Here is a 24,331-nt window from a genome sequence, read left to right as displayed (position 1 = left end):
ATAATTTCCTGCCATTCTGACGAAACTGGAACACAGTACCTGTGAAATGAAGGTTAAGTTCAGGAGGGGAACCATTGTGAGGAAAATTCGTTATGTTACGCTTGCGTTATGCATTGCTGTATCGGTTCTGGGAGGAGCATCCGGGGCCTTCGCCGAGGAAAAAGCCAAAGGCACCGCAAATTCCGGCAATGCCGGAGGGGCTGCTGCTGCGGAGCTGGCGCCTGGGGCGCGTTCTGCCATTCTCATGGATGCCAGTACAGGCACGGTCATCTACGAGAAGAACAGCCATGATAAACTTCCGCCGGCCAGTATTACCAAGATTATGACCATGCTGCTGACCGTGGAGGCGCTGGACGAAGGCAGATTGCAGCTGACCGACAAGGTGCGGACCAGCGAATATGCGGCATCGATGGGCGGTTCGCAGATTTTTCTGGAGCCGGGTGAAGAGATGACGGTGGACGATATGCTGAAGGGGATCGCGATGGCCTCCGGCAATGATGCTTCTGTAGCCATGGCGGAGAAGATCGCCGGCTCGGAGAGCGCCTTCGTCGATCTGATGAACCAGAAGGCGCAGGACCTGGGCCTGAAGGACACTCATTTCGCCAACTGCAACGGTCTGCCGGCTGCGAATCATTATTCCTCCGCGCATGATATTGCCGTCATCAGCCGGGAGCTGCTGAAGCATGAGCAGATTATCAAATACACCGGTTCTTACCAGGATTACCTGCGCAAGGATACCACCAAGCCATTCTGGCTGGTCAACACGAACAAGCTGGTGCGGTTCTACACCGGGGCTGACGGGCTGAAGACGGGATATACGTCCGAAGCGAAGTTCTGCCTGTCGGCGACAGCGGCCAGAGACGGCCTGCGCGCTGTAGCGGTGGTGCTGGGCGAGCCGAACACCAAGACCCGCAACAGCGAGGTCTCGGCGATGTTCGACTACCTCTTTTCCCAATATAAATTGCATACGATTCACAAAGAGGGCGACACCATCGGCACTGTGAGGATTGAGAAGGGCGTGAAGTCGCAGCTGCCGCTGGTGGCTAAGGAAGACTATAGCGTGCTGCTGCGTAAAGGTGTGACTCAGGAGGGCATCCAACATAAGCTGGTGCTGAATGAGCAGGTGAAGGCTCCGGTGGCTGAAGGCCAGACCGTCGGCAAGCTGGTGGTCTACCAGGGAACCGCTGTCCTGAAGGAATATGAGCTGAAGGCAGGCGAGACGATAGCCAAAGCAGGCTGGTGGAAACTGTTCAAGCGGGCTACAGGCGCTATGTTCACGAACGATTAAGGCTTGCAGCCGTTCGTAAAGCTGTCTCCGTTTGTTCCTTTTTGTAGATTGAACTAGGGGCTTTGTGTAACTTCTTAGGGGTTTTCTTCTAGTTTTGTCGTGAGGCAGGAATCCTCAATTGCGGTGTAGAAAACCTTGTCCTTGTAGGGGATAGAATTAGTTACAGGGCGGTTGTCCAAGCAACGAAGAGGAGAGTGGCAAGTATGAATTCCCATGTGGAGATGGAGCATCACCGGGGTGTGCTGATTGTCCGGTTGTCCGGGGAACTGGACCATCACGCAGCCGATTATGTACGTATGGATATGGATGAAGCGATTATGCGGGGCCAGGTGGAGCATCTGATCCTGAGCCTGAAGGAGCTGCAGTTCATGGACAGCTCCGGTCTTGGAGTCATTCTGGGACGGTACAAGCTGATCAAGAGCAAGGGCGGCAAGATGGCAGTCTGCGATGCCACAGCACCCGTGAAGCGCCTGCTCGAAATGTCGGGCCTGTTCAAAATCATGCCCCTATATGACGACGAGAGCGCTGCACTCTCGGATTTGGAGGTCGCGTTATGACTACTAGCGAAGCCCGCAACTTCATGAGTGTCCAGTTTGCCGCGCTGTCGGAGAATGAATCGTTCGCGCGTGTCGTAGTGGCCGCATTTGTCTCCCGGCTTGACCCGACGATGGAAGAGCTGAATGACCTGAAGACCGTAGTCTCGGAGGCAGTTACCAATTGTATTATTCACGGGTATGACAGTGATCCCGCAGGCGTTGTCAGCATATCCGCTTCGCTTGAGAATGAAACCGTGCATCTGACGATCGAGGATAAGGGCCGGGGCATTGAGGATCTGGAGCTCGCCCAGCAGCCGCTGTATACCTCAAAGCCGGAGCTGGAGCGGTCGGGTATGGGCTTCACCATTATGGAGAATTTCATGGATGAATTCGAGGTAATCAGTGAACCGGGACGCGGAACTTCAATCTCCATGAAGAAAACCATCGTCTCGAAAAAAGCTTTATACAATTAGGGGTTGGAGCCATGGATGCAGGATCAAAAAAAGCTCCGCCGACCTATTTGGACGATGCGGAGGTCAAACGTCTAATCGCGCTCAGTCAAGCCGGGGACCATACGGCCCGCGACACACTGGTCAACTGCAATATCCGTCTCGTCTGGTCGGTAGTGCAGCGGTTTATGAACCGCGGATATGAACCGGATGATTTGTTCCAGATCGGCTGTATCGGACTGCTGAAGTCCGTTGATAAATTCGACCTCAGCTATGAGGTCAAGTTCTCCACCTATGCGGTGCCGATGATTATTGGCGAGATCCAGCGGTTCCTCCGCGATGACGGCACGCTCAAGGTCAGCCGCTCGCTGAAGGAGATGGCCAACAAGGTGCGCAAGATGAAGGATGAGATGTCCAAAACGCTCGACCGCCTCCCGACCATCGGCGAAGTGGCCGAGGCACTGGGTGTCACGCCCGAAGAAATCGTCTTCGCCCAGGAAGCCAACAAGCCGCCGACCTCGATTCACGAGACCGTCTTCGAGAACGACGGCGATCCGATCACGCTGATCGATCAGATCGCGGACGAGTCGCAGGAGCGCTGGTTCGACAAGCTGGCCTTGAACGAGGCCATCGGCGCACTGACCGAGCGCGAGCGTCTGATCGTGTATCTGCGCTATTACCGCGATCAGACCCAGTCCGAAGTCGCCAGCCGCCTAGGCATCTCGCAGGTCCAGGTGTCGCGGCTGGAGAAGAAGATCCTCGCGAACATCCGCGAGCAGATTGCGCAGTAACGGTGGCGGCTCTTGCGCATCCGGCTGACGCGACCGCTGATTACAGGCAGCAGCTCAGCAGGTTGGTTGCAGCAATAGGTAGAGGCGGCAGTTCAGCAAGTAGGGTACAGCAGTCAGGTTAGCAGTGAGATGGCAGTTGAGTAACCCAGTTCAGCAGCAGTCAAGCAGCCCTGCCGATGGCGTCATTCGCCGGCTGGCCGGACCAGCAGTAGAGCACAGCAGGATTTAAGTATGTGATGTACAGTGACGGGTGCAAGGATCGGTACGAGGTATGGGCAACAGCAGGAGCCGTCCCGGGAGGGGCGGCTTTTTGCATTTGCTCACTTAGCTTAAGAGCGGTGCCGGGAGAGCTGCTTGGCTAATTTTTAGCCTGGGAGGTGTGAGGCGGACTGAGATTCCCTTATTTGGCCGAAAAGCTTCTTTTTGAGACTAAAATGGACTGAGATTCCGTTATCTTGTCTATTCGGCGCCTAATCAAGTGGAATCGGGGCACATAGCGGATTCTGAGTCCGCGTGCCCCGGCAAATCCGCCTCATTCGCAGAAATAGCGGAATTACAGTCCGCTTGGAAGCTGATGAAGCAGTCCTATGGCCCTGCGCAAGGTTATACCCGAAGCTTCACATATGCTAAACTAGGCTAAACCCGTAACAATCGATGATGTTGACGGCTAACAACAATGCATACGGAATATGGAGGACACAACCCAATGGATTATGCGAAGCTCAGCAAAGAGGTCTCATACGCCCTGCGTCACGCGCCGTGGGAATATGAACTGGAACTGGATGCCCAGGGATGGGTCGATATTGAACAGCTGCTCCATTCACTGCATCAGGACAAGAAGTGGGAAGCGGTCCATGCAGAGGATCTGGATACAATGATCACAGCATCGGATAAGCAGCGGCATGAGATAGCGGAGGGCAGAATAAGGGCGCTGTATGGTCACTCTGTCCCTCAAAAAATAATCAAGCATAATGAAGCTCCGCCCCCCGTTCTCTACCACGGAACAGCCAGGCAATGGGTGGAGACGATTCTGCATGAAGGCCTGAAACCAATGAAGAGGCAGTATGTTCATTTCTCGGTGGATACCTATACGGCTAAGCTGGTTGGGGCGCGAAAGGATTCCAGACCTGTGATCTTAACCATCGATGCCGCACGGGCCGCAGAGGAAGGAATCCAGTTCTACCACGGCAATCATAATATCTGGTTAGCAGACTACATTCCCCCGGAATTCATCTCAGACCCACAGCCACCGGTACCTGAATGAAAGGTATCCTTAACACCTTTGCTAATCCGGTGCAATCACAAAAAAAGCGTCCCAACCAGCCATTCACGGCTCGCGGGACGCTTTTATTCTATACTTGATCCATTCTGGTTCCGTCAAAGAGCTTGGACTCCATAAATGACGGGTGAGGTAATATTTAACTGCAAGGCAGGGTTTTGTCTCCGTTGAATAAGGCCACCTGCCACTGGTCAATAAATCCAGGGAGGATAAGGAGATAGACTTTTCCGGCTGCGGGACAAGATAATGTAACCTTTTGCCACAGGAAGGGCACTTATTATTAGAACCATCTACAACTTACAGAAATGAGGTTCGGCAGATTTATGCAGCAGTGGATTGAACAAGCGCAGAAGGGCGATGCTGAAGCCTTCCGGGAGCTTAGCGGGCATGTCCGGGGGATGGCTTACGTAGTGGCCTACGATAGGTTGGGAGATGTGCAGCTCGCGGAAGACGCGGTGCAGGAAGCCTTGCTTGAGGCGTATATGAACCTTGGCAGCTTGAAGGAGCCGGCGGCCTTTCCGGGATGGTTCAAGACGATTGTAGTCAGGCAATGCCACCGGCTACTGCGGCGTAAGCCGGGGACACTTCTGCCTCTGGAGGCAGCGGACCAGGTTGCGGAGCCTACTCCCGGCGTGGCGGAAATTGCCGAACGCAAAGAATGGACGCAGGTGCTGCACAGGTCAGTGGCAGAGTTATCCGCCAAGCTGCGGGTTCCGCTGCAATTATTCTACTTCTACGGGTATTCGCTTCAGGAGATCTCCGTCTACCTGGGTCTTCCGGTTGCGACGCTGAAGAAAAGGCTGTATGACGGCAGACGCAAGCTGAAGGGCGCTTTGCCTGTTGCCGATCTGGCTGCTGCATTTCATCTGTTACATGAAAGGGGAGAGCGTATGCTGCATATTGTGAACGGTGACTCTGTTGGAGACAAGCTGAAGCAGGGTATTGTCCAGGGGGATGTACTCGTCTGGAGGGAGATTTATTCGGCGGGACCGATATTCATTGATCCGGCGGCAGAGCAGGAGCGGCGGCTGCGGGCTGAGGTTTTGCAGGCCACGATGGCTATTCCGGCCGCCGAATATCTGGCGGGCTGTGCGGAGCAGGAGCGGAGGATCAGCGGATTCGGCCAGTATGATGAGGTGGTGTTGTGGTTCGAGCATGATCTGTTCGACCAGAGCATGCTGGCCTATCTGCTGCACTGGTTCAATGGGCAAAAGCTGGGCCAGACGAAGCTGAGCCTGCTCTGCATCGGAGAATTTCCGGGAATTGAGCTGTTCCATGGTCTGGGACAGCTTACGGAGGATCAGCTCAGGACCCTGCGCGGGACCTGGCAGACTGTCGGCCCCAAGGAGCTGCAACTGGGCAGCCTGCTGTGGGAGGCCTACGCCTCTCCCGATCCCCGGGAGCTGGCGGATCTGCTTGCGGCGAAGCGGGAGGAGCTTGCGGGGGGCGCGCTTGCTTTTGCCTATGATGCCTTCAAGGATCACCTCTCCCGCCTGCCTTCCATAGAGAATGGACTCGGCATTGTCGAACAGACAACACTCCAGGCTGTGGCGAACGGTAAGGATACGCCGTTTAAGCTGTTCCGTCAGGTGACGGATGAGCTGCACCGGCTTGGCATGGGCGATACGGAATACTGGAAGATTCTGCGCACACTCACGGCCGGGGAGCAGCCTCTGCTGGAGATTGACGGTGCGGCAGAGCTTACAGACTACAGGGAAGTCCCGGAATTCCTGCACCGTAGCGTTACGCTGACTCTATGGGGAGAGCAGGTGTTGGCCGGTGCAGCCGACCGCTTACAGCTGCAAGAGATCGATGAATGGTACGGTGGCCTGCATTTGCAGGGGCATGACGCCGCCTGGCGCTGGGACAGCGCTGCGGGACGGCCTGTGCAGCACCCGCGCACGGAATAGAAAGTAACCGGGAGGGAGGTTCCCTGCTAAGCTGAACGCTTAGAGGGTGAACCTCTTTTTTGTATTTTTTTGATGATTATAGCTTCGGTCGTTGTAGGCGAAAAACCGAACACAATGGGTCAGCGTGAGGCGCGTGGGCCAAATGTCATTGCAGCGCCGACCGTGCTTCGAGTTCAGCTCTGAAGTATAATAAATACTTCAGGTCATGACATTTATAGGTGAAGAAGGAGGCGAGCGGCATCAGAACTTTAGTGATCAGTGACATTCACGGCTGCATACAGGAATTCAACCTGCTGCTCCGCCGGGCGGGATATCATCCCTCCAGAGATCAGTTGATCCTGCTGGGCGATTATATGGACAGAGGGCCGGACAGCCGGGCGGTTGTGGAACAGGTGAAGCGGCTTGCCGAAGCGGAAGGGGTGGTTGTGCTGCGGGGCAACCATGATCAGATGGCCTGCGACGCACTGGCGGGAGAGGATGATAAGCGGGATACCCACTGGATAACGAATGGGGGATTCCACACCCTGCTGAGCTATTGCGGAGGCCGGGATTCGGTTCTGCTGCACCCGGATTCAGGCTGGAAGGATTATACGGAGATGAAGCGGTTCATGCGTACGGAGTATAAGGAGCATCTGGACTTCCTGGGTTCGCTGCCCTACTACTATGAGACGGATACCCATCTGTTCGTTCATGCGGGCATTGATCCTTCCCTTGCCGATTGGCGGACGCAGCGGGAGTATGATTTTATCTGGATTCGTGAGCCTTTCTATAATCATCCTGTAACTTCTACGGAGAAGACGGTCGTATTCGGCCATACCTCAACTGTAGATCTGCAGGATGGGGCAGGCGTCTGGTTCAGTCCGCTAGGAGACAAAATTGGTATCGACGGCGGCTGTGTGTATGGGGAGCAATTGAACTGCCTGGAGATTAGCGATGCAGGATATAAGACCTATGCGGTCCGGCTCGGTGAGCGGGAGTAACGTTGCCAGCGGAGCAGGCGGGGTGAAAACAAACACCTGATTGGTTATAATTGGAATATCAAATCCAAGAGCTCACAGGAGGCAGAGATGTCCAATTCACTCTTAACGAAGAACGCGTTAGCCCGGTCCCTGAAGAAGCTTATGCTCACCAAGCCGCTGAACAAAATAACGATCCAGCAGCTTACCGCAGATTGCGGGGTGACCCGCCATACGTTTTATAATCATTTTCAGGATATCTATGAGCTGCTCGGCTGGATCTACAAATCAGAGGTGATTGAAGGACTGGATCAATACTGCTGCTGGGCGGGCTGGAAGCAAGGGTTCTTAAGTGTCCTGCGCTACACCGTGGATAACAAAACCATCTGTCTGAATACCTTCCATTCGCTGGGACGCGAACATCTGGAGCAGTTCCTGTACGGGGTGATCTACCGCGTCATGAACAGCGTAGTGGAGGAGCTGGACGGGCAGGCGTGGCCGGGACAGGAGCAGATTCCAGAGCCTGTGAGAATGCAGGCCAGACAGGATATCGCCGATTTCTACACGCTGGCCATTCTTGAACAGGTGATCCACTGGCTCAGAGCGGGGGCGAATACAGATCCGGCCGGGGTGGTGGACAAGGTATCGCGGATTATGGACGGATGCATTGCCCGGGGGCTTGAGCATTATCAGTCGGCGGTTCATCCGGTGAAGTCATGACACAATGTCCGGCGGATGTGTAATCCCTATACAGTTGCGTCCGGCTGTCCATAGAATCCCTGGTTCACGGCGGGTATAGTGAAGGCAGTTAGCAGCACTTATCCCCTGATCAAGGAAGGAAGAGGACACATGGGTACATATCAAAGAATTCATCCGCAGGTACAGGAAGGCATCGCCTCACGCAAGGCTTATCTCGTTGGAGGAGGGATCGGCTCCCTGTCGGCAGCGGCCTTCCTGATCCGTGACGGGCATATGCCCGGCCGGAATATTCATATTCTGGAACAATCGGCTGTATACGGCGGTTCCATGGACGGGGCGGGCAATGCCAAGGACGGCTACAGCGCCCGGGGCGGACGCGAGATTGAAGAGCACTTCGAATGCTTCATGGAGCTGTTCGGCTTCATCCCTTCCCTGACCAATCCGGACCGGACGGTGCTGGATGAATTCCGGGAGCTGAATCTGGCTGAACCGATTGAATCGCATTGCCGTCTGGTCGAAAAGAAAGGCACACCCGCCGACTTCTCATCACTTGGACTCTCAACCGCCGATGCGCTGCAATTAGGCAAGCTGACGCTGGCTACCGAAGAGAGACTTGGCGCGGTAACAATTGAGCAGTTTTTTGATCCCAGCTTCCTGGAGACGAATTTCTGGTATTTCTGGCGCTCCATGTTCGCCTTCGAGAATTGGCACAGCGTGGTGGAAGTGAAGCGTTATATGGAGCGGTTTATGCACCTGATCTCCGGGATGAACCGGCTGAAGGGGATTCTGCACACCGAATACAACCAGTTCGATTCGCTGATCCTGCCGCTGATGAAGTGGCTGGAGCGTGAGGGCGTTCATTTTGACAAAGGGAATCAGGTCACGGATCTGGAGCTGGATATGAACGGCGATGAGAAAATTGTAACCGCCATTCAAGTATCGGTGAACGGTTCCCCGAAGACCATTCCGGTGACACGCGGGGATCTGGTCATGGTCACGAACGGCTCAATGACAGAGAATTCTACCCTTGGCGATCTGGATCATCCGGCGGTGCTGAACCGGTCCGTTAATGATAGCGGCTGCTGGAGCCTATGGGGCAAGCTTGCTGCCAAATCCCCGGATTTCGGCCGCCCGGAAGTGTTCTGCGGAGATATCGACAAGTCCAAATGGCTGTCGTTCACGATGACGTTTACCGATGATGAGATCGTCTTCCCTTATCTGCTGGAGCTGACGGGAGATGCTCCCGGCATGGGCGGCGTGGTCACGATCAAGGACTCCAGCTGGATGATGTCCTGGACCGCACCGAAGCAGCCGCATTTCATCAACCAGCCCGACAATGTGAAGGTGCTGTGGGCGTATGGCCTGTTCCCGGATGCCGAAGGCGATTATATCAAGAAAAAAATGAGCGACTGCACCGGACGCGAGCTGCTGGAGGAATTGTGCTACCATATGGGCCTTGCGGACCGCATTCCCGAGATTCTGGAGCATACCACGAACGTGATCCCTTGCATGATGCCTTATATCACTGCGCAGTTTATGCCGCGCGTTCTTGGTGACCGTCCGCAGGTCGTGCCGCAGGGCAGTGTGAATCTGGCCTTCCTCGGCCAGTTCGCCGAAGTGCCGGACGACTGCGTGTTCACCGTGGAATATTCGGTCCGCTCCGCCATGATGGCCGTCTATAGTCTGCTGGCGCTGGACAAAGAGGTAATTCCCGTCCATCCCAGCAAATATGATGTCCGGGTACTGCTGACCGCTCTTCGCACCTGTCTCGGCAACAAGCCGCTGCCGCTGGACAAGACGCTCGGTGAGCTGCTGGCGGGAACGGTACTGTCGAAATTGATCTAGCTGCCAGCTTTCGACAGGATTCGTCCGCAGATTATGATAAGTTTAGACTAAAAATTTCTGCGGAGGAACCCTGATGAAGAAAATTCTGAGCCGGATCGCACTTGCATTGCTGCTTATGACCTTTGCAGCCATTGTATTGTGCTTCTATTTCAATCAGTTTAGCTATGCTTATGGTCTGATTGTAGTTCTCGTGTTGATCTTTGGTGCAATGGGCCAGCTCTATAAGCTGAAGAATGATGAATATATGTACTCCAAGCTGAACAGGAGAGACGAATACGAGGATTATACAAGGTAGCTGATTCCGCTACCCAGGCATGCCAGAGGTCCGGCAGACATAGGATGGTAATAAGCAAGCGCTTAACCATTCAGCCACTGCAGGAGGAGAATAGTGTGAACGAGAGACTGGCAGCTGTTATTCTGCGGATTGATGCTATTGCTACAGATATTCTTGTCCCGCTGCGCCGCAAGACCATTAACGAAGCGGCTCTGCTTCAGCTCTATGAGGCGCTGGATGAGACGTATGCGCTGATGGAGTATGAGCGGCAGATTGACCGGGAACTCGCGGCTATTCTCTTCCTGCTCTATTCACAGCTGGTTACCCAATCCAATTATGTGTATGACAAAAGCCATTTCGTGCCGCATATCGGCAAGCTGCAGGGATATATCCGCAAAATATTCGGCGGTACGCTTCAGAATGCATGAACCCGTCTCACTGCCAGCCTAACAGCTTATGCTCCAGCAGCATCTCTAACAGGATGCTAACGGGAGTATAAGCTGTTTTTATTTTTTGTCCATTGCCAAACCTTGACCTGTTCCATTACAATATGATAATGATAATGAGAATCAATTTCAAAGAAACAGGTGACATTCATGAATCATCAGGCAGTGTCCGGGAGCGGGCTGGATCAAAAGGAAAAAGCGCTGAAGCTGCGGTCCCGTCCCTGGGCGGCAACACTAATTCTTATTGGCGGTCTGATTGCGCTGGCGCTTGGTATCGCTATTTCTGTATCGTTCGGGGCAGCAGATATTAAGCTGTCTGTCGTATGGACCGCAGTCTTTCATTTCAATCCCGACATTACCGAGCATCAGATCATCCGCGAGCTTAGGCTGCCGCGTGTGCTGGGCGGCGTAATGGTGGGAGCCAGCCTCGCTGTGGCAGGGGCTATTATGCAAGGGATGACCCGCAATCCGCTGGCGGATTCGGGACTGATGGGCATTAACTCTGGAGCAGGCTTTGCACTGGCGGTCTGCTTTGCATTTTTTCCGGGATTGCCGTTCATGTACCTCATTCTCTATTCCTTCGTCGGTGCCGGAGCCGGGGCGGGAATTGTCTACGGTGTAGGCTCGCTGGCAAAAGGGGGGCTAACCCCGGCCAGGCTGGTATTGGCAGGTGCTGCCCTCAGTGCGCTGCTCTCGGCGCTAAGTGAAGGCATCGCCCTGTATTTCCGTATCGGACAAGACCTCGCCTTCTGGTACGCCGGCGGCTTGGCCGGAACGAAGTGGTTCCAGCTGCAGATTATGTCCCCATGGGTGATAGCGGCGATCCTCGGAGCCATTGCACTGTCCCGTTCAATCACGATGCTCAGCCTGGGTGAGGATATTGCCAAGGGGCTGGGACAGCGTACGGGGCTGGTGAAATTGGCGGGTACGCTCGTTGTCCTGATTCTGGCCGGAGCCTCGGTAGCTGTGGTGGGAGCTGTAGGATTCGTCGGCCTGATCATCCCCCATCTGACACGTTATCTGGTGGGTGTGGATTACCGCTGGATCATTCCCTGTTCTGCGGTGCTGGGTGCGCTGCTGGTGGTCGGGGGCGATCTGACGGCCCGGATGATCAATCCGCCGCATGAAACGCCGGTGGGTGCGATCATAGCGCTGATTGGGGTACCGTTCTTCCTGTATCTGGCCCGAAAAGAAAGAAGGGAGCTGTAAAGATGCAGAGCCATAAGATAACCTCTTCAGAAGATGCAAGGCGTAAGCATGGCCTAAGGGTCATCGGCGTGCTGGCTGTTCTGATTGTTGTAATGTTCATTATAAGTGTGAATACAGGATACATACGGCTTACTCCGCTTGAGCTGCTGGATACGCTGGTTGGCAAGGGGACGGACAAGCAGGAGCTGATTCTGTTCCAGTTCCGCCTGCCGAGGATTGTCATTTCTCTATTAATTGGTACCGCTCTTGCCGTATCCGGCGCGGTGATGCAGGGAGTCTTCCGCAATGATCTGGCAGATCCGGGCATTCTCGGCATTAATGCCGGGGCCGGACTGATGGTCATGCTGCTGATTTCCTTCTATCCCACGACCTCGGCGGCGCCGGTCTATCTGCTGCCAGTGGTTGCTTTTGCCGGGGCGGCCTGCACGGCTGCTCTGATCTATAGCCTCGCCTATAAGCGGCATCAGGGCATTGCACCGATCCGCCTGCTCCTTACCGGGGTCGCAGTGGCGGCAGGCATGAGTGCAGCGATGATCGTGCTGACGCTCCGCCTCGACCCGGACAAATATCAGTTCGTCGCCACGTGGCTGGCGGGCAGCATCTGGGGCACCAGCTGGAAGTTTGTCTTGTCCCTGCTGCCCTGGATAGTGATTCTCCTGCCTTATGTCATCTACAAGGCACGGGTGATGAATGTGCTTAATCTGGGCGAGCAGACGGCGACCGGACTCGGCGCCCATGTCAGCAAAGAGCAGTTCCGCCTGCTGGCAGCGGCGGTCGGACTTGCAGCCTCCAGCGTAGCTGTCAGCGGCGGCATCGGATTCGTCGGGCTGGTCGGCCCTCATCTGGCACGGCGGCTGGTCGGGCCGAAGCATCAGCTGATGCTGCCCGCCTCGGCGCTGATCGGCGCGCTGCTGGTCATTGCGGCCGATACGATCGGGCGGCGGATTCTGCAGCCGTCCGAGATTCCTACCGGCATCGTGGTCGCTGTGATCGGCGCCCCATACTTTCTGTATCTTCTGGCCCGTACCAAATCTTAACTACAACCAGACCTTGGAGGGATATCGATGAACGATTCTATGGAATTATATGATGTGACGATTATCGGCGGCGGCCCCGCAGGCATGTATACGGCATTCTACAGCGGGATGAGAGATCTGAAGACGAAGCTGATTGAGGCGAAGGAAGAGCTTGGCGGCAGAATGCTGATCTATCCGGAGAAAATGATCTGGGATGTCGGAGGAGTAACACCTATTCTCTGCCGCCAGTTAATTGATCAGCTGGCAGAGCAGGCGCGCACCTTCGATCCTACAATCGTATTCGGACAGCAGATTGTTCACCAGGCCCGCCAGGAGGACGGAACGTATATCCTGACCTCGGCAACCGGTGAGCAGCATTGGACCCGTACCGTCATTCTCACCATCGGATACGGCATCCTGCAGATGGCGAAGCTGGAGATTGAAGGCGCGGACCGCTACGAGGTGACGAACCTGCATTACACGGTGCAGGAGCTGGAGCCCTTCCGCGGCAAGCGGGTGCTGATCTCGGGCGGCGGCGATTCCGCCGTAGACTGGGCGAATGAGCTGGAGGGGATTGCCGCCAGTGTAACCATAGTACACCGCCGGGAGCAGTTCGGCGGGCATGAGAAGAATATTGCCCGGATGAAGGCTTCCTCTGTAGATGTGCGTGTACCTTGTGCCGTAAGCCAGCTTCACAGCAGCGATGGGGAGCAGATTGATCAGGTAACTGTCTGCCATATCCAGAACGGTGAGCATGAGCAGCTTGAGGTAGATGCCGTCATTGTCAACCACGGGCTGAGAAGCGACTTCGGTCCGCTGAAGGACTGGGGGCTGGATATGGGAGAATGGTGCGCGAATGTCAGCGGGAAGCTGGAGACGAATCTGCCCGGCATTTTCGCTGCCGGAGACTTCGTGGATTATGAGAGCAAGGTTCGGCTCATAGCGGGGACATTCACCGATGCGGTGCTTGCCCTGAACAGCGCGAAGCTGTACATGGACCCTACGGCCGAGAAGGTGGCTTATGTCTCCTCCCATAATGACCGGTTCAAGGAGAAGAACAAGGCGCTTGGCGTAACAGATAGCCACTAGACAGTGGAGCCATGCCCCTCCCTAAATAACAAAATTATAAGCTGTCCCACATACGGTTTCTTCCGTGCAGGGGACGGCTTTTTCTGGTCTCACACATTCCATATGCTGCATAAAAAAAGGATAGCAGGCGAATAGTAAAGGGCAGGAGGTGCTGATATGGAGAAGACAAATTCGCCGATTTCCCCCAAGCTGGAAGACAACATCAGTATCATTCAAGCAAGGCTCGGGAACAGTCCGGATCTGGTCATACGCACCTATGAATTAATCAATAGAACCGCCCGGGTGGCTGCTGTCTATTTCGCCGGTATTACGGACAGGGTGATGGTCGATGACTATATCTCGCATGTCATGTCATTCGAATCGCTGAATGACCGTGAGCGGCTTGCCGTAACCCCGGAGGAAGTCTACGGCTATATCAAAGAGAATGCCCTTAGTATCGGCAAAGAGAAGCTGGTCACTGATATCAACGGACTGCTGGAGGCGCTGCTCTCGGGTGACACGGTTATTCTGGTTAACGGAGTGGAGGGGGGCGTCAGTGGAAGCACCAGCGGCGGAGAGGCCCGGACGGTTACTGAGGCAGGTACCCAGATCGCGATCCGCGGCTCCAAGGAAAGCTTCACCGAGACCATCAGCACAAATATTGCCCTGGTCCGCAAAATCATCAAGAACCCGGACCTCTGGACCGAAACGATGAAGCTGGGTGATGTCACCCACACTGATATTACGATCATGTATATCCGCGGCATTGCAGACGAGCAGACGATCAAGGTATTCAAGAACAAGCTTCAGGAGATCAAGGTCGATATGATTCTGGAGTCGGGATATATTGAACAGATCGTAGAGGAGAACAAATACTCCCCGTTTCCCACGCTGTTCAATACGGAGCGTCCGGATAGTGTCGCGGGCAATCTGCTGGATGGACGGATTGCCATCTTCGTGGACGGTACCCCGTTTGTGCTGATTGCTCCGACCACCTTCTTCATGTTCTTTCATACGGTGGAGGACTATTATCAGCGGTATGATATCTCATCCTTAATCAGAATGCTCCGGTTTGTATGCCTGATTATTTCGCTGTATGGCCCGGCGATCTTCGTTGCCGCGCTGAACTTCCATCAGGAGATGATTCCGACCCCGCTGCTGATCAATCTGGCTTCACAGCGGGAGGGAGTGCCGTTTCCGGCCTTTGTTGAAGCGGTCATGATGGAGATTACCTTCGAGATTATCCGCGAAGCGGGAGTCCGCATGCCTTCGCCGATCGGCCAGACTGTATCGATCATCGGCGGTCTGGTGCTTGGGACGGCGGCCGTTCAGGCAGGGATCGTCTCTCCGGCGATGGTTATTGTGGTCTCTCTTACAGGGATCTCCAGCTTTGCTACGCCTGCTTTCAATATGGCGCTCTCCATTCGCATGCTCCGGTTTGTAATCATGGGGGTCGCAGCATTTATGGGGCTGTATGGCATCGCCATCTTTACCATTATGCTGATTGCCCATCTGTGCAGCCTGCGCTCGCTCGGGGTGCCCTATATGACCCCGATGGGTCCCTTTGTCCCGGGGAATCTGAAGGATACCTTCACCCGTTCCCCTAAGAGCTTCATGAAGCTCAGAAAACGTCTGGTCAACAACGGTGGGAGCTCGGCATCCTCTTCCGCAGGAAAAGGGGCCTCTACGAGGAATTCCAATGAACGCTAAGGGATTGCTGCACCTCTTTGCCATCGCAATTCTGGTCTTGCCGCTCGGCGGCTGCTGGAACAGCCGGGAATTGAATGAGCTGGCCATCGTAAGCGGCATCGGGATGGATCTCGTTCCGGAGACAGATGAATACCGGGTCACCTTTCAACTGGTCAATCCTTCTTCGACCTCGACAAGTACCTCTCCCGGCAGCGGGAAACCCGCAGTAGTGGTGGTGTCTGCCACCGACAAAACGATGTTCGGCGCGTTGCGGCGGGCGTCGAAGCATGCGACACGCCAGCTTTTTTTTGCCCATACCCAGCTTATTGTACTAGGGGAGCCCCTGGCGCGGGACGGTATTAACGAGATCTTCGACATCTTTGAGAGGTCCCATGAGCTTCGGCTCAATTCAGAAGTACTGGTCGCCCGTGGCAGCGATGCCGCCTCTGTCCTGAAGCTCCTGACCCCTGTAGAGAGTCTCCCGGCTCTGGGGCTGGTCAAAAAAACACAAAATACCTCCAGCGTCTGGGGAGAGAACCGGCCCATCAGCGTGTTCAATGTCATACAAGGCATTACTGGGGAAGGGGATCTGACGATCAATGCGGTGAAGATCAGGGGAGATGCTGAGGAGGGGAAGAAGAAAAGCAATCTGGAGGGGTCTGAGACCCTGACGGAGATGATGATGAACGGGCTTGGGGTATTCCGAAAGGGGAAGCTGCTCTATTGGATGAAGGACTCAGAAGCACGGGGAACCGAGTGGCTGCTTAACGAGATAGAAGAAACAGTGCTAAATATTGATTCGGGTGATAAAAAAGAGGCTATAGCCGTCAATATTATCTATTCGAGAACGGAGTTGAATACCACGATTGAGAACGGAATTCCGGTCTTTCATGTGACGATTGCCGAGGAGGGGAGCATCAATGAAACGGACAGCTTCGTGGACCTCAGCAAGCGGGAAGAAATCATGAAGCTTGAACACCAGCTGGAGAAGCAGACGAGGAAGGAAGTCATGCAGGCTTTTCAGAAGGGACAGCAGCTGGAGAGTGATATTTTTAATTTCGGCAATGAGCTGAAGCGGACGAAGCCGCAGGAATGGGCGGCGCTGGACCGGGACTGGGGCCGGATCTTCGCACAGGGCAAGCTGGACCTTAAGATCAAGGCTTACATCCGCAGTACCGGCATGAGTCTGAAACCCTATATTCCCGAAGGTAAATAATCGGCTTAACGGCAGAAATCAGGTGATTGGTGTTATGAAAAAAGAAATAGTCGGCCCGAGCCAGCTGCTGGCGTTGATCATTCTGTTTGAGTTGGGGACTGCCGTGCTTGTCCCCATCGGTCTGGAGAGCGGCCATTCAGTCTGGCTCGCTATTCTGTTTGCCCTTCCCGGAGGCATCCTGCTGTATCTGGTGTTCGCACATCTCTATCTCCAGTTCCCGAACCAGATTATAAGCGGGTATATACGCACCATTCTCGGGCCTTGGCTGGGCTGGCCGGTAAGTCTGCTGTTTCTGCCGGTGATTCTCTATAACGGCTCCAGAAATCTGCGGGAAGCGGGCGATTTGCTGATCTCGGCCTTCTATGACAAAACCCCGATTCTGATCATTAATTCGATCATGATTATTGCCGTGATGTATATCCTGAGCAAGGGGATAGAAGTGTTCGCCAGGACCGCCGAGATTGTCCTGTGGATCGTGATCTTTATGGGGTGCATCTGTATTCTCGCTGTAATCTCGGCCGGGCTCGTGGAGTATAAGAATCTTTTCCCGCTACATATAAATGACTACATGCAAGCCTTGAGATCAGCCTATCCCAACATTCTGATCTTTCCGTTCGGCGAATTGATGTGCTTCACTACCATCCTGCCCCACTTCAACAAATCCCGGAAAATTAAGAAAACCGGAATCGCAGCCATTATTGTCAGCGCCTGTCTGCTCAGCTTCACGCATGCAATCGAAATGTCTGTGCTTGGAGAGAACCTGTACAGCCGGACCGCCTTTCCTATGTTTACGACCATTACCCTGGTGAATATGGCCAGTTTCGTACAGCGGATGGATGCCCTTGTCGTCCTCACACTGATTATCGGGGCATTCTTTAAGCTGACCGTCTACTGTTATGCTGCAGTTGCGATAGCAAACGATCTGTTCAAGGTTAACGATACAAGCAGGCTGGTCATTCCGGCAGGCGTGATTATGCTGTTCAGCTCTTTTGTCAGCGCGCAGAATTACCCGGAGCATATGAATGACGGGAAGACCTTTCTGGAGACGATTCTGCCGGTATTCTGCGCGGTGATTCCAATCCTGCTGTTCCTGATTCATCGTGTCCGGCGCAAGTTCGGATTGTACCGTTAGCAGAATTAAGACGGTTTGCGGCGGGATTGACGCTTCTTAGAGGCATGAACGGCTACCTGGATGAACGGGAGAAGCAGGAAGATCGTGATACATATGGCTTCCTGTAGTGTAGTTGTGGCAAAGATCGTTGAGAGTGAATGAAGGGATGCCGGCAGACTGATTCCCGACATCACATCAATGATTACGATTAACGTAAGCGTAAGAACTGCGAACAGGACATAGATACTGATAATCTTCATGGCGGGTCTCCTTATCCGCCGCCTGCTGATTGACCGGGTCCGGCGCGGCGGGCTACAGATATTATCTCCGAGTATTGAATCGGGTAAACGCCATACAAGCTGCCGGAAGCCATTGAAGGCTCCGGGCAGCTTGATCCTTGCTCCGTTATTATTGTATTGAGGTCAGCCATCCGGCCAGCTCTTCCGTCTGGGCCAGAACGGCAATTGGATCATAATACCAGGAACGCTCTTCTTTCCATACATAGATCTTACCGTTCTTTACCGCCGGCAGGCTGCCCCAGATCGGGTCTGCCTGGAAGTCTTGGACAGTCCAGGTATTGTCGGTGATGACCAGATAATCACCCGCATATTTACCCAGTGTCTCGGGGGACAATTCAGCCCACTGCTTCTCCATAATTTCAGCAGCAACTCCAGCCGGCGGCTTGCGCCCCAGTGCCTGATAGATGGGCTGTCCTCCGCGTCCGAAGTTGTCTCCATACACCCAGGTGGACTTGTCTGCATGCTCCAGAATGCTGAATGTGGCCCCTGCGGGGATGGCGGCATCTACCCGGGCCTTAGCATCGGCAATCCGCTTATCATAATCCGCCAGCCATGCCGCAGCTTCCTGCTCTTTGCCCAGCAGCTTGCCGAAGTAAGTCAGCTCTTCATGGGCATTCTTCAAGTTGCCGTAGGGCACAATCACGGTTGGGGCAATCCGGCTGAGCGCCGCGTAGCTGTCGGCATTGCCTGAGATAATCAGGTCGGGATTCAGCGCGAGGATATTCTCCGGCGACATTTTACCGTAAGTGCCGGTGTCGGCGACTCCTGTGAGGAATTCTTTGAAGTACATATTCTCCAGTGTAAGCCCGGGCGCACCGACTGGGATAATATCCAGTGCCATCAAGCTGCCCAGATATTCCTCGGCGACAATCCGCTGCGGGGCTGCCGGCACCTCGATATCCCCATTCACAGTCGTCACAGTATGGAAGGCGGGAGCTGCGGTTGCAGCAGCCTTCTCAGGCTGTGGGGAGGAAACGGGCGTTCCGGTAGCATTAGCTGAAGCAGCACCGCTGCCGGGAGTAGAAATGTTGTTTCCACAAGCCGAGGCTATAAGAGTCAATGCCAGAAGCAGAGGAAGGGCGATCCAAGCTTTCCGGTGAATGCGGCGGGAACGTAATACGGGATTTTCAAGATGTAGCCTCCTTAATGTAGAACGATTATCATTCTCAATAACACTTTACAGAGTTTGCTCCCATTAGACTATGGCTGAATGTGATGTCCGGCTATGTAAATTTATGATGTCAGCGCCTGTATCAGGACCTTCAGCTGGGCTTCGGAGGAGAGCGGATCGAAACCGTAGAACATACCCGGCTGATTCAGGAAATAGATCCTTCCGGCTGGAGAGTTAGCGATATGCTGTTGCTTCGCAGGGTGAAGAAGGCTCTGCAGCGGCTCCAGTGCTTCAGCAGCCTCCCTGCTTGAGGTAATGAAGATATGGTCGGCGGAGTAACGGGCAATGTCATGGAAGGCAATCTCCAGGTAGCCCCTGTCCAGCAGTCCTTCCGCAACGAGGCCAAGCGGCGGACGAAAGCCAAGATCATGATACAGAATCTGCGTCCCGCGGCCGTAGCTGCTGCTGAAGCAGTAGGCTGTCTCTGCGCCAAGCTCCAGGACAATGGCGGTTCCCCGGGCACCGATCCGCTGGTCCAGCAGTTGATTGGCCTGGTGGCAGTGCCAGTCATAGAGACTTAGCCAGGCTTCTGCCTGCGTCCGGCGTCCGGTCACTTCAGCAATCAGCCGGAATTGCTCCCGCCAGCCCATATGCATGAAGGGAATCTCAATCACCGGTGCAACGGCGAGGAGCTGCTTGCTCTTGTCCGGCAAGGAGTAGCTGATAATGACATCCGGCCGGGCGGACGACAGACGTTCGTACAGATCTGCGGAGCCGATGCCTTCATCCGGCAGCTTCTTCCTGGAGGGCACAGACTGCATTCGCTCCATCCAGGCCGAATAGACTCCCAGCCGGGGAACCACCTCAAGGGCCTGGAGGCTGGCCGTATGATTGAAGTTCAGCGAGACAACGGATTTGCTCTTACGGTGGTAGGCTGAAGGAGAGATTCCTACGACCTGCTTAAATTTGCGGCTTAGATAGGTTCCTTCGCTATAACCGACCTCAAGCGCCAGCGTACTCAGATTCGGGGCTCCTGTAAGGATGCGCTGCTGGGCCTTGCGGATGCGCAGCAGCGTTATATATTCATTGAAGGTCTGCCCGGTGGATGCGCGGAAGGCGCGGGAGAAATGCTCAGGGGTCACTCCGGCAAGCCCGGCAGCCTGTCCTCTCGTCAGATCTTCATGATAATGCGCATCTATATAATGCAGTACACGGTCAATCCACTGATCCTGCGGCTCTATGTACTGCGAAGTACTGTCATACAGCGCAGTGAGCAGCTCTGTGAATAGCAATTGCAGGGCAAACGGCGGGCGTTTCTCCGGCTGGTTCCAGCCGCTAAGAAGCTGCACAGCCAGCTCGCTTGCCCGGGGAGGACAGCTTCGGACCGGTTGATCGTGGTTCAACGGACTTGCGGGACGGCCGGTGCCGGAGATCACAGTATATTCGATCCACACGCCTTGCAGCTTATGGCTACGGGGCAGGCCGATATCCACCGGGCTGTCACTGCACAAGATATGACCGCTGGATAGACGGATCTGTTCTCCATTCAGCGCTATAGCTCCGCTTCCGCCAGTAATCACTAGCAGGAGGCAAGAGAGGGGCTGGATGATATGCTCCCGGTTAGAGGCTGCTGTATCCAGTGCCATTACACGGAGCGGGATATAAAAGCTGTGCATTTTTCGAGTCACTCTTTTCATAGGTGATAATCATTCTCAGTATTAGTATAACAGTCTTTCCTTCTATTGACGATCCTCACTAAGGAGCGTAGAGTTTAGGGTTACAGACAAGCTGGGTATTGATGTATTGAAGGGGGCGGGACTGCCATGACAACCTGGAATCTGCAAGGAACGGTCAGCCATTTGCTGATCTGTAACGGAAGTGACTGCAAGAAGCATAAGGGGGAAGAGGTAGCGGAAGCGATTGAGGATGAGATAACGAAGCAAGGAGCAGACGCGCTGATACATACTACCGTAACCCGCTGCAACGGAAGATGCTCGGATGCCTGTGTCGTGATTTCCTACCCGGAAGGCGTATGGTACAGGGATGTCACCCCCAAGTCTGCCAAAAGCCTGGTGCGCAAGGTGCTGAAGGGAGAGCAGCTCGAAGAGAATGTGCTCTATACGTATGAAGAAGGCTTCCAGGCCGCTACCCCCAAGGGTGCCAAAGGAAAGAAGAAGAAATGAACGTATCGTGATCAGTGCAGCCCGCCGCTGAATTCTCCGGCTAAGGGCTGTTTATTTTTTCCAAAGAGGGCTTTACAATAGATAGAAAAGTCTAAGAGGGGGGAAGCGGGATGTTTGTAAGCTTTGGGCCGGGTGATGAAGTGCTGCACACAGGGCTGTTCATGCAGGAGGAAGTGGAATATAATCTGATCCATCTGATTGCGGAGAACAGGGAAGCGCTGCGGATCAAGACAGAGGAGAATGATCTCGTCTTCGCTCATACCGCCGGGCATAACTGCTGGTTATGGTTGTCGCCGGTGCTGGCTGAAGAGAGGCGGGCATCCCTTGTCCAGCAGCTGGCGGAGATGCTGGCGGACCGCGGATTGCGGGGGGTTACCGGAACGCCGGTGACGGGGAAGCTGTTCGCCGAGGCATACGGCAGGCTTACCGGCCAGTCTTACCATGTCCGGATGATGATGGAGGCCTATCACTGTCCGCAGGTGCAGAGGCCTCATGATGTCAGCGGGAAGCTGCGGCAGGCGGAGCCACGCAATATTCCGCTTATCGCCGGGTATTTAGCCGGATTCGTCAAGGATTGCTTCGGCACGGAGAGTGCGCCGGATGAACATATCGGCTATGCCGGGGCGGCTACGGAGTCCGGCAAGCTTCGTCTGTGGGTCGACCGGGACCAGCCGGTATCCATGGTTCATCTGGCCCATCAGTCTGCCAGACACGCGCGGATCAATGAGGTGTACACTCCGCCTGAGTTCCGCAAGCAAGGGTATGCGAGTGCGGCAGTAGCGGCCCTGTGTGCTGAACTGCTCAGCAAGGGCATTACGCCCATGCTCTATGCCGATGCGGCGAACCCCGATTCCAACAAAGTCTATCAGTCGGTTGGCTTCAAGCGGACCGGGAGCATTGCGGACTTGCGGTTTCAATAAGCCTGTTTTGTAGCTAATCATACGGAAGGAGTGTCATAGCATGCTGCATGGAATGAAAATGATAGTGACGGGTGCCGCTTCTGGAATCGGCAAGGCGATTACCCTGCATGGTCTGGAGGCGGGGGCTGAAGTGATTGGCTGTGATCTGGATGGTCCGCGTCTGGAGGAGCTGGAGCACGAAGCCGCTTCGGCCAAGCTCTATACATACCGGCTGGATGTTGCCAATTACAGTGAGGTGGAGCGCTTCTTCTCCACCCTTCAGCAAGTGCATGCAGATGTGAGCGGTCTGGTTAACAATGCCGGGATCTATCTGGGCCGCAGCCTGCTGGAGTACTCGCCGGAGGATATTGGCAGGGTGATGGATATCAACATCAAGGGCTATGTCTATTTCTCGCAGGCATTCGGACGTATGCTGCTGGAGCGGAAGCAGAAGGGCGTGATCGTCAACATGTCATCGGTCTCCGGCCAGGAAGGCAGCTCCGATGCGGTGTATGGGTTAACGAAGGCGGCAATACTCGGCTTGACCAAAAGCTGCGCAATGAACTTTGCTCCTTACATCCGCGTGAATGCAGTGGCTCCAACCATGGCGGACACCCCGATGATGGGACATATCCCTGCCTGGAGACAGCTGCAATACCGGGAGCATCAGTTAAATCCAGATCCGCTGCTGGCGGAGGATGTGGCCGATACGGTGATCTTTATGCTGAGCAGCAGAGCCAGGGCTTACACCGGAGCCACTTTTGACATTAACAATGGCTGTTATTTGCGATAGTTCCCCTGATTTGACTTGCAGTCACAGGGTTACTATGCTTATACATAGTGCAAATAATCACACTTAACAGGTAAGAGTTGCAGCTAGGGGGCGGCAGGGTATGGAGAGACGGCAGGTATGGCCGGATAAATTCAAGAAGTTTTTTCTGAACAACAAGTTTGTGGTAGGTCTGCTGATTGCGTTGCTGGTAGGCTTGACTGTACTGGTATTTTCCAAGATTCCGTTCATATTCAAGCCGCTGTCTGTGCTTCTGCATACGGTGGCGGCGCCGCTGCTGCTCTCGGGGATCGCCTATTATCTGCTGAATCCGCTGGTGGACCGTCTGGAGAAGAGAAGCCGGGTGAAGCGGGCGTATGGGATTGTTATTCTGTATCTGGTCATTATCGGGATCATTACTCTGGTTCTGCTTATGGTGATCCCGATTATCCGCACCCAGCTTATGGGCCTGATTGACAACTTCCCCGTCTACAGTGAGCAGATCCAGGAGGAATTCGTTCAGCTTACCGGCAGTGAACTGTTCAACAAGATTCAGACGAGTGTGGGTACAGACCTTAGTGATATTACCAGCAAGGTGACGACCTGGGCCACCACCTTCCTGAATAATGCCGTCAGCGGCGTAGGCAGCTTCGTAGGAACGCTGACCGAAATTGTGCTGGCTGTGGTGACTACACCGTTCATTCTCTTCTATCTCCTGCGTGACGGCAAAAGACTGCCCGACTATCTCATGCGGTTCATTCCTACCGCACTGCGTCCGCAATCACGGATGGTGATGCACGAAATGAACAGCCAGGTGGCATCGTATATCCGCGGCCAGATTATTGTCAGCTGCTGTATCGGCGCACTGCTCTATATCGGGTATCTGATTATCGGACTGGAGTATTCGCTGGTTCTGGCTATCGTTGCCGCATGTACGGCTGTAGTCCCTTATCTGGGACCGGCCATCGCGATAACCCCGGCGCTGATCGTGGCCATGGTCACCTCGCCGTTCATGCTGCTGAAGATGGTCATTGTCTGGACGGCAGTCCAGTTAATCGAAGGGAAGTTCATCTCGCCGCAGATTATGGGGAAATCGCTGAAGATTCACCCGATTACGATTATTTTTGTGATCATTTTTGCCGGTAAAATGTTCGGTGTGCTCGGCATCATTCTTGCGGTTCCCGGCTATGCCGTGCTTAAGGTGGTCGCGACCCATATCTTCCAGTGGTTCCGCTTCCGCTCCGGGCTCTACAGAGTGATCGAAGACAAGACTGAGGAATAAAGCGAA

At 54.4% G+C, this 24,331-nt stretch carries 24 protein-coding genes; 21 read left to right on the top strand and 3 right to left on the bottom strand.

Translation table 11 applies throughout. The annotated features are described in order from the left end of the window. Positions 1-46 precede the first annotated feature (46 nt). The 17 genes from MHH28_RS11265 to MHH28_RS11185 all read left to right on the top strand — a co-directional run bounded on the left by MHH28_RS11265 (position 47) and on the right by MHH28_RS11185 (position 17,803). Positions 47-1,288 carry a D-alanyl-D-alanine carboxypeptidase family protein gene (locus MHH28_RS11265; RefSeq protein ID WP_405114875.1) on the top strand — a complete coding sequence of 414 codons (1,242 nt, stop codon included), beginning with the start codon at positions 47-49 and terminating at the stop codon, positions 1,286-1,288. A gap of 203 nt (positions 1,289-1,491) precedes the next feature. After that, positions 1,492-1,845, top strand: a complete 354-nt coding sequence (spoIIAA, locus tag MHH28_RS11260; RefSeq protein ID WP_405114873.1) for an anti-sigma F factor antagonist — start codon at positions 1,492-1,494, stop codon at positions 1,843-1,845. Beyond that, the gene (gene spoIIAB, locus MHH28_RS11255) at positions 1,842-2,297 is read left to right on the top strand and encodes an anti-sigma F factor (protein ID WP_405114870.1); all 456 of its coding nucleotides are present in this window, start codon (positions 1,842-1,844) and stop codon (positions 2,295-2,297) included. The genes spoIIAA and spoIIAB overlap by 4 nt, the downstream gene beginning before the upstream one ends. Before the next feature lie 11 nt (positions 2,298-2,308). Further along, positions 2,309-3,064, top strand: coding sequence for an RNA polymerase sporulation sigma factor SigF (gene sigF / locus MHH28_RS11250; RefSeq protein WP_173129352.1), 756 nt, complete (start codon positions 2,309-2,311; stop codon positions 3,062-3,064). Positions 3,065-3,770: 706 nt separating this feature from the next. Further along, the gene (locus MHH28_RS11245; protein ID WP_405114868.1) at positions 3,771-4,328 is read left to right on the top strand and encodes an RNA 2'-phosphotransferase; all 558 of its coding nucleotides are present in this window, start codon (positions 3,771-3,773) and stop codon (positions 4,326-4,328) included. Between the two features lie 338 nt (positions 4,329-4,666). After that, complete coding sequence (locus tag MHH28_RS11240; RefSeq protein WP_405114866.1) at positions 4,667-6,253, top strand: sigma-70 family RNA polymerase sigma factor; 1,587 nt, start codon at positions 4,667-4,669, stop codon at positions 6,251-6,253. Between the two features lie 251 nt (positions 6,254-6,504). Beyond that, entirely contained in the window at positions 6,505-7,233 is a 729-nt protein-coding gene (locus MHH28_RS11235; RefSeq protein ID WP_405114864.1) for a metallophosphoesterase family protein, read from the top strand. An 87-nt stretch (positions 7,234-7,320) separates the two neighbouring features. Continuing rightward, a complete protein-coding gene (locus MHH28_RS11230) occupies positions 7,321-7,929 on the top strand; it encodes a TetR/AcrR family transcriptional regulator C-terminal domain-containing protein (RefSeq protein WP_405114862.1) in 609 nt (202 codons plus the stop codon). Between the two features lie 129 nt (positions 7,930-8,058). Beyond that, entirely contained in the window at positions 8,059-9,753 is a 1,695-nt protein-coding gene (locus tag MHH28_RS11225) for an oleate hydratase (RefSeq protein WP_405114860.1), read from the top strand. A 73-nt stretch (positions 9,754-9,826) separates the two neighbouring features. Continuing rightward, on the top strand, positions 9,827-10,048 hold the full coding sequence (locus MHH28_RS11220) for a hypothetical protein (RefSeq protein ID WP_340939561.1): 222 nt from the start codon (positions 9,827-9,829) through the stop codon (positions 10,046-10,048). A gap of 95 nt (positions 10,049-10,143) precedes the next feature. Further along, positions 10,144-10,455 carry a hypothetical protein gene (locus tag MHH28_RS11215; protein ID WP_405114858.1) on the top strand — a complete coding sequence of 104 codons (312 nt, stop codon included), beginning with the start codon at positions 10,144-10,146 and terminating at the stop codon, positions 10,453-10,455. Positions 10,456-10,623: 168 nt separating this feature from the next. Next, positions 10,624-11,682 carry a FecCD family ABC transporter permease gene (locus MHH28_RS11210; protein ID WP_405114856.1) on the top strand — a complete coding sequence of 353 codons (1,059 nt, stop codon included), beginning with the start codon at positions 10,624-10,626 and terminating at the stop codon, positions 11,680-11,682. Between the two features lie 2 nt (positions 11,683-11,684). Then, positions 11,685-12,719 carry a FecCD family ABC transporter permease gene (locus tag MHH28_RS11205; RefSeq protein ID WP_405114854.1) on the top strand — a complete coding sequence of 345 codons (1,035 nt, stop codon included), beginning with the start codon at positions 11,685-11,687 and terminating at the stop codon, positions 12,717-12,719. Between the two features lie 27 nt (positions 12,720-12,746). Next, positions 12,747-13,787, top strand: coding sequence for an NAD(P)/FAD-dependent oxidoreductase (locus MHH28_RS11200; RefSeq protein WP_405114852.1), 1,041 nt, complete (start codon positions 12,747-12,749; stop codon positions 13,785-13,787). A gap of 156 nt (positions 13,788-13,943) precedes the next feature. Continuing rightward, positions 13,944-15,476, top strand: coding sequence for a spore germination protein (locus MHH28_RS11195; RefSeq protein WP_405114850.1), 1,533 nt, complete (start codon positions 13,944-13,946; stop codon positions 15,474-15,476). Beyond that, complete coding sequence (locus MHH28_RS11190; protein WP_405114848.1) at positions 15,466-16,671, top strand: Ger(x)C family spore germination protein; 1,206 nt, start codon at positions 15,466-15,468, stop codon at positions 16,669-16,671. Before MHH28_RS11195 ends, MHH28_RS11190 begins: the two co-directional genes overlap by 11 nt. A gap of 34 nt (positions 16,672-16,705) precedes the next feature. Continuing rightward, entirely contained in the window at positions 16,706-17,803 is a 1,098-nt protein-coding gene (locus MHH28_RS11185) for a GerAB/ArcD/ProY family transporter (protein ID WP_405114846.1), read from the top strand. A 5-nt stretch (positions 17,804-17,808) separates the two neighbouring features. Here the strand turns inward: MHH28_RS11185 and MHH28_RS11180 are convergent, their stop codons facing one another. The 3 genes from MHH28_RS11180 to MHH28_RS11170 all read right to left on the bottom strand — a co-directional run bounded on the left by MHH28_RS11180 (position 17,809) and on the right by MHH28_RS11170 (position 20,889). After that, on the bottom strand, positions 17,809-18,042 hold the full coding sequence (locus tag MHH28_RS11180; protein WP_405114844.1) for a hypothetical protein: 234 nt from the start codon (positions 18,040-18,042) through the stop codon (positions 17,809-17,811). Positions 18,043-18,190: 148 nt separating this feature from the next. Next, on the bottom strand, positions 18,191-19,000 hold the full coding sequence (locus tag MHH28_RS11175; RefSeq protein ID WP_405114842.1) for an ABC transporter substrate-binding protein: 810 nt from the start codon (positions 18,998-19,000) through the stop codon (positions 18,191-18,193). 314 nt (positions 19,001-19,314) lie between these two features. Next, entirely contained in the window at positions 19,315-20,889 is a 1,575-nt protein-coding gene (locus tag MHH28_RS11170; RefSeq protein WP_405114840.1) for a helix-turn-helix domain-containing protein, read from the bottom strand. 126 nt (positions 20,890-21,015) lie between these two features. Between MHH28_RS11170 and MHH28_RS11165 the strand changes: the two genes are divergently transcribed. The 4 genes from MHH28_RS11165 (at position 21,016) to MHH28_RS11150 (ending at position 24,325) form a co-directional block, all read left to right on the top strand. Next, a complete protein-coding gene (locus tag MHH28_RS11165; protein WP_405114839.1) occupies positions 21,016-21,375 on the top strand; it encodes a (2Fe-2S) ferredoxin domain-containing protein in 360 nt (119 codons plus the stop codon). A gap of 110 nt (positions 21,376-21,485) precedes the next feature. Next, entirely contained in the window at positions 21,486-22,295 is an 810-nt protein-coding gene (locus MHH28_RS11160) for a GNAT family N-acetyltransferase (RefSeq protein WP_405114837.1), read from the top strand. A gap of 40 nt (positions 22,296-22,335) precedes the next feature. Beyond that, a complete protein-coding gene (locus MHH28_RS11155) occupies positions 22,336-23,067 on the top strand; it encodes an SDR family NAD(P)-dependent oxidoreductase (RefSeq protein ID WP_405114835.1) in 732 nt (243 codons plus the stop codon). 100 nt (positions 23,068-23,167) lie between these two features. After that, positions 23,168-24,325, top strand: coding sequence for an AI-2E family transporter (locus tag MHH28_RS11150; protein WP_405114833.1), 1,158 nt, complete (start codon positions 23,168-23,170; stop codon positions 24,323-24,325). Positions 24,326-24,331 lie beyond the last annotated feature (6 nt).

It is taken from the genome of Paenibacillus sp. FSL K6-1217 (assembly GCF_045040735.1).
GTDB lineage: Bacteria > Bacillota > Bacilli > Paenibacillales > Paenibacillaceae > Paenibacillus_AQ.
This window is presented reverse-complemented; position numbering and strand designations above follow the sequence as displayed.

Bases quoted from the DNA above. Each gene is read 5' to 3' on its own strand.
- MHH28_RS11195 (WP_405114850.1), top strand. From the start codon at position 13,944: ATGGAGAAGACAAATTCGCCGATTTCCCCCAAGCTGGAAGACAACATC.
- MHH28_RS11205 (WP_405114854.1), top strand. From the start codon at position 11,685: ATGCAGAGCCATAAGATAACCTCTTCAGAAGATGCAAGGCGTAAGCAT.
- spoIIAB (WP_405114870.1), top strand. From the start codon at position 1,842: ATGACTACTAGCGAAGCCCGCAACTTCATGAGTGTCCAGTTTGCCGCG.
- MHH28_RS11245 (WP_405114868.1), top strand. From the start codon at position 3,771: ATGGATTATGCGAAGCTCAGCAAAGAGGTCTCATACGCCCTGCGTCAC.
- MHH28_RS11190 (WP_405114848.1), top strand. From the start codon at position 15,466: ATGAACGCTAAGGGATTGCTGCACCTCTTTGCCATCGCAATTCTGGTC.
- MHH28_RS11200 (WP_405114852.1), top strand. From the start codon at position 12,747: ATGAACGATTCTATGGAATTATATGATGTGACGATTATCGGCGGCGGC.
- MHH28_RS11210 (WP_405114856.1), top strand. From the start codon at position 10,624: ATGAATCATCAGGCAGTGTCCGGGAGCGGGCTGGATCAAAAGGAAAAA.
- sigF (WP_173129352.1), top strand. From the start codon at position 2,309: ATGGATGCAGGATCAAAAAAAGCTCCGCCGACCTATTTGGACGATGCG.
- MHH28_RS11220 (WP_340939561.1), top strand. From the start codon at position 9,827: ATGAAGAAAATTCTGAGCCGGATCGCACTTGCATTGCTGCTTATGACC.
- spoIIAA (WP_405114873.1), top strand. From the start codon at position 1,492: ATGAATTCCCATGTGGAGATGGAGCATCACCGGGGTGTGCTGATTGTC.
- MHH28_RS11165 (WP_405114839.1), top strand. From the start codon at position 21,016: ATGACAACCTGGAATCTGCAAGGAACGGTCAGCCATTTGCTGATCTGT.
- MHH28_RS11265 (WP_405114875.1), top strand. From the start codon at position 47: ATGAAGGTTAAGTTCAGGAGGGGAACCATTGTGAGGAAAATTCGTTAT.
- MHH28_RS11170 (WP_405114840.1), bottom strand. From the start codon at position 20,889: ATGAAAAGAGTGACTCGAAAAATGCACAGCTTTTATATCCCGCTCCGT.
- MHH28_RS11180 (WP_405114844.1), bottom strand. From the start codon at position 18,042: ATGAAGATTATCAGTATCTATGTCCTGTTCGCAGTTCTTACGCTTACG.
- MHH28_RS11160 (WP_405114837.1), top strand. From the start codon at position 21,486: ATGTTTGTAAGCTTTGGGCCGGGTGATGAAGTGCTGCACACAGGGCTG.
- MHH28_RS11150 (WP_405114833.1), top strand. From the start codon at position 23,168: ATGGAGAGACGGCAGGTATGGCCGGATAAATTCAAGAAGTTTTTTCTG.
- MHH28_RS11230 (WP_405114862.1), top strand. From the start codon at position 7,321: ATGTCCAATTCACTCTTAACGAAGAACGCGTTAGCCCGGTCCCTGAAG.
- MHH28_RS11185 (WP_405114846.1), top strand. From the start codon at position 16,706: ATGAAAAAAGAAATAGTCGGCCCGAGCCAGCTGCTGGCGTTGATCATT.
- MHH28_RS11240 (WP_405114866.1), top strand. From the start codon at position 4,667: ATGCAGCAGTGGATTGAACAAGCGCAGAAGGGCGATGCTGAAGCCTTC.
- MHH28_RS11225 (WP_405114860.1), top strand. From the start codon at position 8,059: ATGGGTACATATCAAAGAATTCATCCGCAGGTACAGGAAGGCATCGCC.
- MHH28_RS11155 (WP_405114835.1), top strand. From the start codon at position 22,336: ATGCTGCATGGAATGAAAATGATAGTGACGGGTGCCGCTTCTGGAATC.